Below are 13,088 nucleotides of genomic sequence, written 5' to 3'. Positions count from 1 at the left end.
TGCTCCTTAGGCGGCTTTTTCTACATGCGCCTGGCGCGTGTAGAGGAAATCAATCACGGCCTTGCGGTAGTGCAGGTACTCGGGGCTGTCGGCCAGTGCCACGCGGTTGCGTGGGCGGGGCAGGTCCACGCTGAGCACTTCGCCAATCGTGGCGGCCGGGCCGTTGGTCATCATCACGATCTTGTCGGACAGCAGCACGGCTTCGTCCACATCGTGCGTCACCATCACCACGGTGCTGTGGGTGCGGGCCACGATCTCCAGCAGCTCGTCCTGCAGCTTGGCGCGGGTCAGCGCGTCCAGTGCACCAAAGGGTTCGTCCATCAGCAGCACTTTGGGTTCCATGGCCAGCGCGCGGGCAATGCCGACGCGTTGTTTCATGCCACCGCTGATTTCGCCAGGGCGTTTTTGTGTGGCAGCGGTCAGGCCCACTAGCGCCAGCGCGGCATCGGTGCGGTCCTTGAGCTGGGCTTTGTTTTCTGCAGCGGCACCAGGGTTGCGCGCACCAAAAACACGCTCCACGCCGAGGTAGACGTTTTCAAAACAGGTGAGCCAAGGCAAGAGCGAATGGTTCTGGAACACCACCGCGCGCTCGGGGCCGGGGCCAGCGATCTCGCGGTTGGCGCAGATCAGCGAACCTGCGGTGGGCGTGGTCAGCCCGGCTATCAGGTTCAGCAAGGTGGACTTGCCGCAACCTGAGTGGCCGATCAGTGCGACGAACTCGCCCTTGGCAACCGTGAGGTTGATGTCGCGCAGCGCGGGGAACAGGCCCTTCTTGGTCTTGAAGGTTTGCTCAACGCCCTGGATCTCGATGTACTTGGGGTTGGAGCTGACGGTGGTGGCAGGGATGCTCATGACTTCACCTCTTCAAATGTGAATGCGCTGGCGATCTTGATTAGCGCGTATTCCAGAACCAGTCCGACGATGCCGATCACGAAGATGGCGATGATGATGTTCTTGACGTTCAGGTTGTTCCACTCGTCCCACACCCAGAAGCCAATGCCCACGCCACCGGTCAGCATCTCTGCCGCCACGATCACGAGCCAGGCCGTACCGACTGCCAGGCGCACGCCAGTCAGCATGTAGGGCAGCACCGAGGGGAAGAGGATCTTGGTGACGATCTTCCACTCGGAGAGGTTCAGCACACGCGCGACGTTCATGTAATCCTGCGGCACGCGCTGCACACCGACGGCGGTGTTGATGATCATGGGCCAGATGGAGCAGATGAAGATGGTCCAGATGGCGGCCGGGTTGGCACCCTTGAACACCAGCAAACCAATCGGCAGCCAAGCCAAGGGAGAGACGGGGCGCAGCAGACTGATAAGCGGGTTGAACATGCGGCTCAAAAACTCAAAGCGGCCGATCATGAAACCCGCAGGGATGCCCACCGCGGCGGCCAGGCCAAAGCCCAGCGCCACACGCTCCAGCGAGAACAACACGTTCCAGCCCACGCCTTGGTCATTGGGACCCTTGCGGTAGAACGGATCGCTGAACAACACGACGGCTTGTTTCCAGGTCTCCAGCGGGCCAGGGATGCTGGCAGCCGTACCGACACTCACCAGCGCCCAGATGCCCACCAGCAGGGCCAGGCCCAGCAGCGGCGGCACCACCACCAGGAACAGGCCGCGCCAGTCGTAACCGGGCTTGGTTGCGGGGGCAGGGGTTGCTGTCGTTGCTTGCATTTCAGTGCCTTTTAGGGCTGTAGCCCTTGTGGAATCTGCGTGAGCAGCTTCTTTTTTGATAGCGTTTCCCTCGGCCACCGGGGCCCAGGGGGAGTGGAAAACAGCGCTGACCATGGTGATCTCCCGGTTGGAAGTGGCTTAAGCCTTGACCTTGAAACTGTCGGCGTACTTCTTGGGATCTTTGCCGTCCCAGACCACACCGTCCATGAGCTTGCTGCTGCGCATATCGCTCTTGGGCACCGGTGTTTTGCTGGCGGTAGCGGCCTGTTTGTAGATGTCGATCTGGTTGATCTGTTTGGCCACGGCCAGGTAGTCGGGGTGGTCTTTGAGCAAGCCCCAGCGTTTGTGTTGGGTCAGGAACCACATGCCGTCCGACAGGTAGGGGAAGTTCACCGCTCCGTCGTTGTAGAACTTCATGTAGTTCGGGTCGTCCCAGGTCTTGCCCATGCCGTTTTGGTAACGGCCCAGAATGCGCTGGTTGATGGCGTCCACGCTGGTGTTCACGTAGCTCTTGTCGGCGATGGTTTCGGCCATCTTGTTTTTGTTGGACAGGCTGGCGTCAATCCAGCGGCCGGCTTCCAGAATCGCGGCCGTCACAGCGCGTGCGGTGTTGGGGTATTTCTTGACGAAGTCGCCCGTGGTGCCCAGCACTTTTTCGGGGTGGTCTTTCCAGATGTCCTGGGTGGTGGTTGCCGTCACGCCAATGCCGTCAATGATGGCGCGGTGGTTCCAGGGCTCGCCCACGCAGAAGCCGTCCATATTGCCGACGCGCATGTTGGCCACCATCTGGGGCGGCGGTACGGTGATGACCTTGGAGTCCTTCATCGGGTTGATGCCGTTGGCCGCCAGCCAGTAGTACAGCCACATGGCGTGGGTGCCGGTGGGGAAGGTCTGTGCAAAGGTGTATTCGCGTTTCTCGCTGGCCATCAGTTTGGCCAGGCCCGCGCCGTCTACAGCGCCTTTGTCCGCCAGCTTTTTGGACAACGTGATGGCTTGGCCGTTGTTGTTGAGGGTGGCCAGTACCGCCATGTCTTTCTTGGGGCCACCAATGCCTAAGTGCACGCCGTAGACCAGGCCGTACAACACGTGGGCAAAGTCCAGCTCGCCATTGACCAGCTTGTCGCGCACACCGGCCCAACTGGCTTCTTTGGACGGGATGATGGTGACGCCGTATTTCTTGTCGATGCCCAGTACCGAGGCCATGACCACGCTGGCGCAGTCGGTCAGCGGGATGAAGCCGATCTTGACCTCGGTCTTTTCCGGCGCGTCGGAGCCGGCGGCATACACCGCAGCGCGCAGCGCGGGGTCGATGCCGATGGCACCCACGGCGGCGGTCTGCAAAACCGCACGGCGGCTGAGTTTGGCTTTCAGAAGATCAGTCATGGCACACGCTCCAGAAGTTGCGAAAGGTAAAAACAAAAACAAAAAAGGCGTCCACACAAGGTTCACAGCGCTGTGCGCGATGAACCTGTGGGGACGCCTTTGTCCTGTGTACGCGGTGAGAGCCCGCCGTTGGACCCTCTTTACGTACGACCCTACTGGGTCTCAGCAGGACTTATGCAATGTTTGTGCCAGATGATTCCGGCGTATTTTTGCTATGAAAAAAGTAGCTGCTTGCGCAATCTGTGCAAGGGCTAGAGGCCTATTTGATGCAAAAACTAGAGCGAGCACCGGCGTTGTGCGGTGCACCAATGCGGCGCTATAGATGGGCCAAAGGGATGCTCCCGGCGTCCTCGTCCGCTTCCAACACATGCATCAGCTTTTCCAGATCGCGGTTCAGGCTGGCGAGGGTTGCATCGTCCAGTTGCCTGAGCGCCTCAGGCAGTACGCCTTCAAACGGCCCCGGTATCTTCTTGATCGCCTTCTTTCCCTCTGCTGTCACACGCAGCTCAACGGCGCGTTTGTCTCCATCCGACTTGGACAGGGTGAGCAGGTCCTTTTTGACGAGTATCTTGATCAGGTTGCTGGCCGTCGACTGGTGGATGTCCATTTTGGCGGAGACTTCACCAACACCCATGCCCGGGTTCTGCTGAATCAGGCTCAGCGCCCATACCTGCGCGCCACCCAAACCGGTTTCTTTTTCGACGTGTCGAAAGTGGGTGCGCACCGCATTGAACACGACCCGGAATCGCCTGAGGGCCAGCGCTGCATTGTCGGTTTGGCTCGCAGAGGGCTTGGCGGTTTTCATGGGCGAACGGGGTAGGTCGGTGGGTACGGATCATACGGCGACCGGCTTCTTCAGTGGAGTGATTCCCCGCTCCCCGCCAGGATCTGCTTGCGCAGTCTCTGCATCAGAAGATCATCGAAGGTGTAGAACCCGTGGGGGCAGTTTTGCAGCTCATTCAGTGCAAAGGCAGCGCCTGTGCCAAACGCCTCCCGTTTGATGGAGTTGTGGATGAGGCGCACGGTCTGGTACGGAAACCCGAAGATCACCTCGTGGTGGCCAACGATACCGCCCAAACGCATCGAGGTGATCTTGTCACCGCTGATGTCCAGGCTTTCGGCGATTTTCTTGGCGGTGCCGGACACCTCGGGTTTGTCCCGAAAGTGCTGTTCCAGAATTTCGACGTCGGCAAAGGGTGCAATCTCCCGGAGCAGTCGGGCTGCCATGATCAGGAAATTGATGCCAACGGTCATGTTGGGCGAGCACAGCACCTTGGCCGCATCGCCCAGCGTGCGCACGTAGGCCAACTGGGCATCGTCGTACGCAGAAATGGCCGTGACCAGGGTCAGGGCCCGCCGTCTGACCTCCTCACCATAGACCTGCACGGATTCCGCGCCCGAAAAATCCACCAGTGCGTCCACCGGGTGCTGGTCTAGCCACGGCCCCAAAGTGGCTTCAGACAGTGCCACCACAGGGATGGCGGTGTCCCCCACAGCCACGGGCCCGGGCGCGCCGGTACGGGTCGCGATCCACTGCAGCGTGTACCTGGGGTCTTCATTGAGAACATGGGCTACTGCTGTGCCTGCCTTGCCATACCCGATCAGTCCTATTTTCATGCTTGCCTCCTGGTTACGCGTACCGCGCGCATGCGCAAATACATTTGTGCGAATATAACAAAGTACATTTGTACCAATGTATGATTTGGGCAAGCGATTCTTTTGGCTGCAACACCATGCGACAGCACCCCCACATTTACTCGGCCTTTAAAAATGAGTTGTATGACGCACACCTCTGGCGGGGGCGTGCCCTGTTCATTGCCTTTGCCGCACTGGCGGGCCTGACGGTTGTTGCTTTCACCTGGTTGACCGAACACGCTCTGGCCCTGTTCTTCCGCGTCCAGGCCGGCCACTGGTGGATGCCGCTGCTCTGGACCCCGCTGACAGCGGCGGCCATTGTGTGGGTCACGCGACGTTACTTCCCCGGTGCTGCTGGGTCCGGCATCCCGCAGGTCATGGCCGCGCAAGACGCCGCTGTTACGGAATCAACGCGCGGCCTTTTTGTGTCAATGCGTCTGACCCTGGCCAAAATGGCGCTCACCGCCTGGGGCTTGTTGGGTGGGTTGTCTCTGGGGCGGGAGGGGCCTTCCGTTCAGATAGCGGCGGGCGTGATGCACAGCGCGCGCAAATGGTTGCCCAAGCGCTCCCAGATCAGCGAGCACAGCCTGCTGGTTGCTGGTGGTGCAGCGGGCATCGCTGCTGCATTCAATACGCCACTGGGTGGTGTCATGTTTGCGATTGAGGAGCTGACCCGCAAGCCCGAGCATCGCAACCATGGGCTGACCATCGCCGCCATCGTCCTTGCCGGTTTGATAGGCGTCTCGGCGTATGGCAACGGGAGCTACTTTGGTGTGATCCGGGTGGAGGGCTTTGGCTGGAATGCGTTGCTGCCCGGCCTTCTGGTGTCACTGGCCTGTGGATTGCTCGGCGGATTGTTTTCCCGCCTGCTGGCCGTTTCCCTGGCGGGCAATTCGCTGGACTGGTTCAGTGCACAAAGAAAAATCCGACCTGTGGCATTTGCGGCAGGCTGCGGCCTCGCCATTGCCATCATTGGCGTCGTCAGTGCTGGTGACACCTTTGGCAGCGGTTATGCCCATACCAAAGCCTCTCTGGCAAACACTGACGATACGAGTTCTGTCTATGTGCTGCTCAAATTTGTGACCACCTGGCTCACTGCGTGGTCTGGCGTGCCGGGGGGGATTTTCGCCCCATCGCTTGCCATTGGCGGTGCTGTGGGAGGGGATGTTGCCCAATGGACGTCGTATGCGAATCCACCCACGTTGATCGCCTTGGGCATGGCAGCTTTTTTGGCGGCGGTGACACAGGCCCCTCTCACCGCATTCATCATCGTGATGGAAATGGTGGACGGTCATGGCCTGGTGCTCAGCCTGATGGCCAGTGCCCTGTTTGCCAGTGCCTTGTCCCGGCTGATCAGCACGCCCCTCTATGCATCCCTTGCGGAGCTGCAACTCACTCGCCTGCCCAAAGCCTGAGGTATCCCATGTACCGCAAGATTCTGGTCCTCGTGGACAACCGACAAGTAACCCAATCCGCCATTGACCAAGCCATCGGTCTGGCGCAGGTCCACCGCGCAGATATTTTCTTCTTCAGTGTGTTGCCCAACTACGTGTATCCCGCCGTGGACATGCTGCCGGTGGCGGATATGTCTGCGGATGATTTCAGGGCGCAAGCGAGTGAAGAGGCGTCCCGGATGTTGTCTGCCGCCAGTGCCTGGGCGGAGCGTTGCGGAGTGCACAACCACAGAGCCATGGGGGCCGGCGCAGACGGCGCCCACTGCGTGGCAGAGGCTGCAGTCAAACGGCACTGCGACCTGATCGTTGTCGGCACCGAAGAGCAGAATGCGGTGGTCCGTCTATTGAGTGGAAGCATTGTTCCCGGCTTGATTTCAGCGGCGACGGTGCCAGTCCTGGTCTGCAGGGAACGTCCCATACGTCCCAAGCGCAACAGCCACCTGCGCAGTCCGTTTACCAGTAGTCCGGTCGTTTCACGGGAAATGGGTGCCCGCAAGAAGCATGAGCCCAATGACTGAGTCGACGTTTGAGAAATAGTAGCGCCTATCAACCCGTCCAAACAATAACAGGCACTTACAGCGCAGACGCATCCTTGACTACATGCCACTGGTAAACCAGCCGGATGGTGCACGGCCCCGGGCTGCGGGTGAAATACCCAATCACATCAAACGCGCCCGCCTGCCACACGCTGGATTGCTGCACATCATCAACTTCGCCAGAGGTCATGCCTGCACCGTAGAGGGTGTCCATATCGGTGGAGATGGCGGCAAAAACCGGTTCGCCGGTGCACAACCCGGTGTTGGAGCGCCACAGCTGTTCAATACGCTGCACGCGCTGGTCGCGGACATAAAAGGTGGTGGGAAAAGGCAGGCCGTGCAGCCGGGTGGTGCTGGCCTCCCAGTTTCCGCGCAGGCCGCGTGGGCCCGGCAGGGTCTTGCGCAGGCGTTGCACGTCTGGCACTGCGGCTTGCAACTCGGTATCGGTGAGGCCCAACAAATACCCGCCCACGGCCGATTGGGCCATGCTGGCCCCGGACGCGGCGAGCAGTGCCGCCAGTAGCACCCCACGCATCATGTGCTGCGGCGGGTCTGTTGGCGTTGTACCAGCATGTGAATGAGCAGGGCTGCGGCGGCCGAGGTGGCCAGTACCGGCGAGCCGGTCACGATGCGGGCCAGCCCGTCAAGCACCTGCGTGCTGACCTGCTGGGCGTAGTTCGCAAGGTCGACCACATCCTGGGCCCGGATGTTCTGCACATCGTCGGGGCGAACCTGCACGTCAGGCCAGTCGTTGCGAAAGCGGATATTCGCAAAGATGCCGTTGGCCACCGCCACCAGCGACAGCACGCCCAGCGGCTTCATCAGGGACGTGACCAAGTTGCTGCGCTCGGCCACGGGCGCACTCTCGTAGATCTTGCCTACCAACAGCGACACCATGCGGTCCTGGACCGGGGGCGGTGCAGAGTCGTATACCTCGGCCGCCAGTTGTTCGATGGGTATGGGAGCGGTTTGCATGGGTTGAGCGTAGTGCGGGCCTGTTGCGTCTGTGTGAAGCAGGTGTAAACAGATGTCTTTTTATGTCCAGGGCTCTGGAGACCGTGAGCCGGCGCCTAGCTCAGTAGGTCAGCCACATCCAGCATGCGCTGGGCCACGTCCACGATTTTGAGGTTCTTGTCCATCGCGGTCTTGCGCAGCTTGGCGTAGGCCGCTTCTTCACTGAGATTCTGGCGCTCCATGAGCAGGGTTTTGGCGCGGTCGATGACCTTGCGGTCCTTGAGTTCGGTGCTGAGTTCTTGCAGCTCGCTGCGGGTGGCGGCCAGCTCCTGGCGCAGGGCCTGTTCGTGCTGGAAGCGGGCCAGCGCCACGTCCAGGATGGGGCGGATACGTTCTGACTGCAGTCCGGCCACGATATAGGCCGACACACCCGCTGCTACAGCGGCACGCGCGTTGGCGGTGTCGTTGTCGTTGGTGAACATGACAATGGGGCGGCGCGCGTCTCGCGTGGCCATGACCACGTGTTCCAGCGCGTCACGGGCGTCGCTTTCGGCGTCCACAATGATCAGGTCGGGCTGCAACTGGGCCAGCCGTTCGGTCAGAAACACGTCGGCCGGCAGCGAGGCCACCAGGTTGAAGCCGCTTTCCAGCAGGCCAATGCGCAGGCTGCGCGAGCGCTCGGCCTGCTCCAGCGCATGGCTGTCGGCCGGGTCGGCAACATCCAGGTCGGCAGTAATGACAACAATGCGCAGGGCGTCAGACATGGAAGCACTGGCGCAAGAAGCGCGCCAATCAGCTGAAACCACAGAGTTTAGGGCCTGCAGCGCGGTGCGAGCGGGCGTTTGCCCGCTCGCCGGCTATTTCTCCGCAGTGCGTGCCTCTGTCCAGCCGCCGCCCATCACCTTGTACAGGGTGACCAGGTTTTGCAGTTGCAGCGCCTGCACTTGCACCACCGCCTGTTGGGCAGTGAACAGGGAGCGCTGGGCCTCCAGCACATCAAACGAACTGGCGGCACCGGCTTTGAAGCGCAGGTCGGTCAATTGCATGGTGGTCTGGGTGGCTGCCAGTTGGGCGGCCTGGGCCTGCAACTGATCGGTCAGGGTAGCGCGTCCGGCCAAGGCATCGGCCACTTCCTTGAAGCCGGTTTGAATGGCTTTTTCGTATTGGGCGATGGCAATCTCTTTATTGACCTTGGCTGTTTCCAGATTTGCTTTGTTGCGGCCTGCATCAAAGATGGGCATCAGGATCTGGGGTACAAAGGTCCAAGCAGTCGGCGTACCGGCGTTGAACAAGGTGTCCAAATCACTGCTGGCTACGCCGGCACTGGCGGTGAGCGTAATGCGTGGGAAGAAGGCCGCTCGCGCCGCACCAATGTTGGCATTGAGCGCCAACAGGTTTTGCTCTGCCTGGCGCACATCGGGGCGGCGCACCAGCAGCTCTGAGGGCACACCAGCGGGCAGGTCGCTCAGGAAGCCTTGTTCCGACAGGCTCAGTCCGGCTGGCAGGTCCGCCGGCATGGGCTGGCCCAATAGCAGGACCAGAGAGCTTTCGTCCTGGGCACGCTGTCGGGTTTGCTGGGCCAGCGACACTTTGGCGGCTTCCAGCAGCGACTGGGCGGTGCTCAGGTCCAGCTTGGAGGCGGCTTCGTTGTCGTACTTCAGCTGCATCAGGCGCATGGAGTCCTGGCGTGTCTTCAGCGTTTCGCGGGTCACCCGCAGCAGCTCGTCATCCGCCAGCAACGTGAGGTAGGTGTTGGCCACCGAGGCCACCAGGCTGATCTGCACCGTCTTGCGGGCTTCTTCAGTCGCCAGCAGCTGGGCCTGGGCCGCCTGGCTCAGGGCGCGCACGCGGCCAAAGAAGTCCAGCTCGTAGGCGGTGACGCTGAAGCCTGCGCTGTAGCTGCTGGTGATCGCACCGCTGGCAGCCGGGCCGCGGCTGCCGTTGAAGCCGGCGTTCAAGGTAGGCAACTGGTCAGCGCGTGCCACTTGCAGGCTGGCACGGTTTTTCTCAATGTTGAGAACTGCCACGCGCATGTCGCGGTTGTTTTGCAGGGCCAGTTCAATCAAGCGCTTGAGGCGCGCATCTTGAAAAAAGGTCTGCCATTCAATGTCAGCGGCACTGCGGGTCGCGTTGCCTGTGGCCTCGGCAGATACCGTGGGGAAGCTCTCCGCCACCGGCGCCGCAGGGCGGCTGAAGGTGGGGATGAAGCTGCAACCGGCTAGCCACAAGGCAGCGGACAGGGTGGCCAGGCGTGCCACCGGGCGGCTGGGGGAGAAATGCTTACTCATGGGTTTCGGCTCCGATCTGGTGTCCGTGTTGTGCGTCAAATTGGCGCTGGCGTTCGCTGCCCTTGAAGATGCTGCGCACCACCACAAAGAAGATGGGCACGAAGAACACCGCGAGGAAGGTGCCCGCCACCATGCCACCGATCACGCCGGTGCCGATGGCGCGCTGGCTGGCCGAGCCTGCACCGCTGGCAATGGCCAGGGGCAGCACGCCCAGCATGAAGGCCATGGAGGTCATCACGATGGGGCGGAAGCGCAAGTGGGCGGCTGCCAGGGCCGACTCGATCACGCTCTTGCCCTGGGCCTGCAGGTCCTTGGCAAACTCGATGATCAGAATCGCGTTTTTGGCAGACAAGCCGATGATGGTGATCAGACCGACCTGGAAGTACACGTCGTTGGCATAGCCGCGGAACAAGGTGGCCAGCACCACGCCGAACACACCCAGCGGCACCACCAGAATCACGGACAGCGGGATGGACCAGCTCTCGTACAACGCGGCCAGGCACAAGAACACGGCCAGGATGGCAAAGGCGTAGAGCACGGTGGCTTGTGAGCCTGCTTTCTTTTCCTCGCGGGATTGGCCGGTCCATTCAAAGCCAAAACCTTCAGGCAGCTTGGCGGCCAGTTGTTCCATCTCGGCCATGGCCTCGCCGGTGCTGAAGCCTGGTGCCGCTGCACCGCTGATACGCACGGCAGAGTAGCCGTTGTAGCGCACGGTTTGCATGGCGCCGGTCACCCATTGCGTGGTTGCAAAGGCCGACAAGGGAACTGCCTTGCCGCTGGTGTTGATGGCGTTGAACTTCAGGATGTCGTCCGGTTGCATACGGGCGGTGCCCTCCGCTTGCACCACGACCCGTTGCAGGCGGCCTTGGTTGGGGAAGTCATTGATATAGCTCGAGCCCAGCGCGGTCGAAATCGTGCTGTTGATCGCACTAAAGCTCACGCCCAAGGCGCTGGCTTTGTCGCGGTCAATGTCGATTTGCAGCTGCGGCGCATCTTCCAGGCCGTCAGGGCGTACTTGCGTAATCACCTTGCTTTGAGATGCCATGCCCAGCAATTGGTTGCGCGCAGCGATCAGGGCGGTATGGCCCTTGCCTCCACGGTCTTGCAGGCGGAAGGTAAAGCCTGTGGCATTACCCAACTCAGGAATGGGAGGTGGTGCCAGCGGGAAGATGAACGCGTCACGGATTCCCATCAATGCACCGAAGGCGCGGCCCGCGAGTGCTTGAGCCGAGTGTTCGGCGCCATGGCGCTCAGACCAGTCCTTCAATGTCACAAAGGCGAGTGCCGCGTTTTGGCCTTGGCCCGAGAAGCTGAAGCCCAACACAGCGACCATGCCCTCTACTTCAGGCTGTTTGAGGATGAAGCCTTCGACTTGCTCCATCACCGCCAAAGTGCGCTGCTGGGTTGCTCCGGGGGGCAGTTGCACGTTCACGATGATGTTGCCCTGGTCTTCACCCGGCAAGAACGAGGTCGGCAGCCGCAGGTACACCACGGCCACTGCACCAATGATGGCGGCGTAAATGATCAGGTAGCGCCCTGCCTTTTTGAGCAGGCGTGCCACCACGCTTTCATAGCCCTTGGCGGTGGAGTCGAAGCGGCGGTTGAACCAGCCGAAGAAACCGGTCTTGGCATGCGCATGGCCGACCTCCACGGGCTTGAGCAGCGTGGCGCACAGCGCAGGGGTGAGCGACAGCGCCAGGAAGGCGGAGAACGCAATCGAGCTGACCATCACCGCCGAGAACTGGCGGTAAATATTGCCCACCGAACCGGCAAAGAAGGCCAACGGTACGAACACCGCAATCAGCACCACGGTTACACCAACGATGGCGCCCGAGATCTGGCCCATGGCTTTCTTGGTGGCCTGCAGCGGCGGCAGACCTTCCTCGCTCATGATACGTTCGACGTTTTCCACCACCACGATAGCGTCATCCACCACGATACCGATCACCAGCACCATGCCGAACATGGTCAGTACGTTGATGGACATGCCCAGCGCCAGCAGCGTGGCAAAGGTGCCCAGCAGCGCCACCGGCACCACGATGGTCGGGATGATGGTGTAGCGCCAGTTTTGCAGGAACAGGAACATCACCAGGAACACCAGCACCACAGCTTCCACCAGGGTTTCGGCCACTTGCTTGATCGAGATGTCCACAAAGCGTGAGCTGTCGTACGGAATGCTCCAGGTCATGCCCTTGGGAAAGTAGCCTTGGAGCTCTGTCATGCGGGCGCGCACGGCTTTGGCCGCTGCCATGGCATTGCCGCTGGGAGCCAGCTGAATGCCGACGCCGATGGCGGGCTTGCCGTTCAGGCGGGCGGACGTTGCATAGGCTTGGGCACCGAGTTCAATGCGGGCCACGTCTTTCAAGCGCACTGCCGATCCATCGGCGTTGCTGCGCAGTGCGATATTGCCGAACTGCGCCACGTTGGCGAGTTGGCCTTTGACCACCACGGTCGCCGCAATGCTTTGGCCGGTGATGTTGGGCAGGTCGCCAATGGCGCCAGCAGACACCTGCGCGTTTTGGGCGCTGATGGCACTGTTCACCTCTGCCGTGGACAGGTTGAACGACGCCAGTTTGGCGGGGTCCAGCCAGATGCGCATGGCACGTTCAGTGCCGAACAACTGGGCCTGACCGATACCGGGCAGGCGTTGCAGTTCGGGCACGATGTTGCGCGAGGCGTAGTCCCCGAGTTCAATCGTGCTGGTCTCCGGGTTGTCGGAGGACAGCATGGTGAACATCAAGAAGTTGGAGCGCGATTTGTCCACGCGCACGCCTTGCTGCGTTACCGCAGCAGGCAGGCGCGGGGTGGCGCGCGAGAGGCGGTTTTGCACATCCACCTGGGCGAGGTCGGCATTGGTGCCAGTCTCGAAAGTCAGCGTGATACTGCCGGAACCGTCGGCTTGCGCCACGGATTCCATATAGATGAGGCCGGGGGAGCCGTTCATCTCGCGTTCGATGACGGACAGCACGCTGTCCTCCAGCGTCTGTGCGGAAGCACCGGGGTACGCGGTGTTTACCACGATGGACGGAGGTGCCACCGGCGGGTACTGCGAAATAGGGAGCTGCGTGATAGCAACGCCGCCCATCACCAGGATGAACAGCGATATCACCCACGCAAAAATGGGGCGGTCAATAAAAAACTGGGCCATGGGAAATGCCT

At 61.2% G+C, this 13,088-nt stretch carries 12 protein-coding genes; 2 read left to right on the top strand and 10 right to left on the bottom strand.

Features of this window, described 5'->3' with window-relative positions:
- Window positions 1–6: 6 nt before the first annotated feature.
- The 5 genes from RS694_RS14080 to RS694_RS14060 all read right to left on the bottom strand — a co-directional run bounded on the left by RS694_RS14080 (window position 7) and on the right by RS694_RS14060 (window position 4,679).
- Window positions 7–852 (bottom strand): ABC transporter ATP-binding protein, encoded by an 846-nt coding sequence (locus RS694_RS14080; protein WP_029708535.1) that lies wholly within the window; start codon window positions 850–852, stop codon window positions 7–9.
- The gene (gene ntrB / locus RS694_RS14075; protein WP_029708536.1) at window positions 849–1,793 is read right to left on the bottom strand and encodes a nitrate ABC transporter permease; all 945 of its coding nucleotides are present in this window, start codon (window positions 1,791–1,793) and stop codon (window positions 849–851) included. Before ntrB ends, RS694_RS14080 begins: the two co-directional genes overlap by 4 nt.
- A gap of 24 nt (window positions 1,794–1,817) precedes the next feature.
- Window positions 1,818–3,062, bottom strand: coding sequence for a CmpA/NrtA family ABC transporter substrate-binding protein (locus RS694_RS14070; RefSeq protein ID WP_029708537.1), 1,245 nt, complete (start codon window positions 3,060–3,062; stop codon window positions 1,818–1,820).
- Between the two features lie 316 nt (window positions 3,063–3,378).
- On the bottom strand, window positions 3,379–3,867 hold the full coding sequence (locus RS694_RS14065; protein ID WP_029708538.1) for a MarR family winged helix-turn-helix transcriptional regulator: 489 nt from the start codon (window positions 3,865–3,867) through the stop codon (window positions 3,379–3,381).
- 50 nt (window positions 3,868–3,917) lie between these two features.
- Complete coding sequence (locus RS694_RS14060; RefSeq protein ID WP_037247737.1) at window positions 3,918–4,679, bottom strand: 4-hydroxy-tetrahydrodipicolinate reductase; 762 nt, start codon at window positions 4,677–4,679, stop codon at window positions 3,918–3,920.
- A gap of 116 nt (window positions 4,680–4,795) precedes the next feature.
- Here RS694_RS14060 and RS694_RS14055 point away from each other — a divergent pair, with 116 nt between their 5' ends.
- Together RS694_RS14055 and RS694_RS14050 are read left to right on the top strand one after the other, a co-directional pair.
- Window positions 4,796–6,112, top strand: coding sequence for a chloride channel protein (locus tag RS694_RS14055; RefSeq protein ID WP_029708541.1), 1,317 nt, complete (start codon window positions 4,796–4,798; stop codon window positions 6,110–6,112).
- Between the two features lie 8 nt (window positions 6,113–6,120).
- Complete coding sequence (locus RS694_RS14050) at window positions 6,121–6,669, top strand: universal stress protein (protein ID WP_051391980.1); 549 nt, start codon at window positions 6,121–6,123, stop codon at window positions 6,667–6,669.
- 55 nt (window positions 6,670–6,724) lie between these two features.
- On the opposite strand, the gene RS694_RS14045 is transcribed toward RS694_RS14050, so the two are convergent.
- The 5 genes from RS694_RS14045 to RS694_RS14025 form a co-directional block, all read right to left on the bottom strand.
- Window positions 6,725–7,225, bottom strand: coding sequence for a hypothetical protein (locus tag RS694_RS14045; protein ID WP_029708543.1), 501 nt, complete (start codon window positions 7,223–7,225; stop codon window positions 6,725–6,727).
- Window positions 7,222–7,662 carry a hypothetical protein gene (locus RS694_RS14040; protein WP_029708544.1) on the bottom strand — a complete coding sequence of 147 codons (441 nt, stop codon included), beginning with the start codon at window positions 7,660–7,662 and terminating at the stop codon, window positions 7,222–7,224. The genes RS694_RS14045 and RS694_RS14040 overlap by 4 nt, the downstream gene beginning before the upstream one ends.
- A gap of 95 nt (window positions 7,663–7,757) precedes the next feature.
- Window positions 7,758–8,405, bottom strand: a complete 648-nt coding sequence (locus tag RS694_RS14035; protein ID WP_029708545.1) for an ANTAR domain-containing response regulator — start codon at window positions 8,403–8,405, stop codon at window positions 7,758–7,760.
- Window positions 8,406–8,498: 93 nt separating this feature from the next.
- Entirely contained in the window at window positions 8,499–9,929 is a 1,431-nt protein-coding gene (locus tag RS694_RS14030) for an efflux transporter outer membrane subunit (RefSeq protein ID WP_029708546.1), read from the bottom strand.
- Window positions 9,922–13,077, bottom strand: a complete 3,156-nt coding sequence (locus RS694_RS14025) for an efflux RND transporter permease subunit (protein WP_029708547.1) — start codon at window positions 13,075–13,077, stop codon at window positions 9,922–9,924. Before RS694_RS14025 ends, RS694_RS14030 begins: the two co-directional genes overlap by 8 nt.
- Between the last annotated feature and the right edge of the window lie 11 nt (window positions 13,078–13,088).

This window comes from Rhodoferax saidenbachensis, from assembly GCF_001955715.1.
GTDB lineage: Bacteria > Pseudomonadota > Gammaproteobacteria > Burkholderiales > Burkholderiaceae_C > Allorhodoferax > Allorhodoferax saidenbachensis.
This window is presented reverse-complemented; position numbering and strand designations above follow the sequence as displayed.

Coding starts and splice junctions, on each gene's coding strand:
- RS694_RS14040 (WP_029708544.1), bottom strand. CDS start 7,662: ATGCAAACCGCTCCCATACCCATCGAACAACTGGCGGCCGAGGTATAC.
- RS694_RS14035 (WP_029708545.1), bottom strand. CDS start 8,405: ATGTCTGACGCCCTGCGCATTGTTGTCATTACTGCCGACCTGGATGTT.
- RS694_RS14025 (WP_029708547.1), bottom strand. CDS start 13,077: ATGGCCCAGTTTTTTATTGACCGCCCCATTTTTGCGTGGGTGATATCG.
- RS694_RS14070 (WP_029708537.1), bottom strand. CDS start 3,062: ATGACTGATCTTCTGAAAGCCAAACTCAGCCGCCGTGCGGTTTTGCAG.
- RS694_RS14045 (WP_029708543.1), bottom strand. CDS start 7,225: ATGATGCGTGGGGTGCTACTGGCGGCACTGCTCGCCGCGTCCGGGGCC.
- ntrB (WP_029708536.1), bottom strand. CDS start 1,793: ATGGTCAGCGCTGTTTTCCACTCCCCCTGGGCCCCGGTGGCCGAGGGA.
- RS694_RS14030 (WP_029708546.1), bottom strand. CDS start 9,929: ATGAGTAAGCATTTCTCCCCCAGCCGCCCGGTGGCACGCCTGGCCACC.
- RS694_RS14060 (WP_037247737.1), bottom strand. CDS start 4,679: ATGAAAATAGGACTGATCGGGTATGGCAAGGCAGGCACAGCAGTAGCC.
- RS694_RS14065 (WP_029708538.1), bottom strand. CDS start 3,867: ATGAAAACCGCCAAGCCCTCTGCGAGCCAAACCGACAATGCAGCGCTG.
- RS694_RS14080 (WP_029708535.1), bottom strand. CDS start 852: ATGAGCATCCCTGCCACCACCGTCAGCTCCAACCCCAAGTACATCGAG.
- RS694_RS14050 (WP_051391980.1), top strand. CDS start 6,121: ATGTACCGCAAGATTCTGGTCCTCGTGGACAACCGACAAGTAACCCAA.
- RS694_RS14055 (WP_029708541.1), top strand. CDS start 4,796: ATGCGACAGCACCCCCACATTTACTCGGCCTTTAAAAATGAGTTGTAT.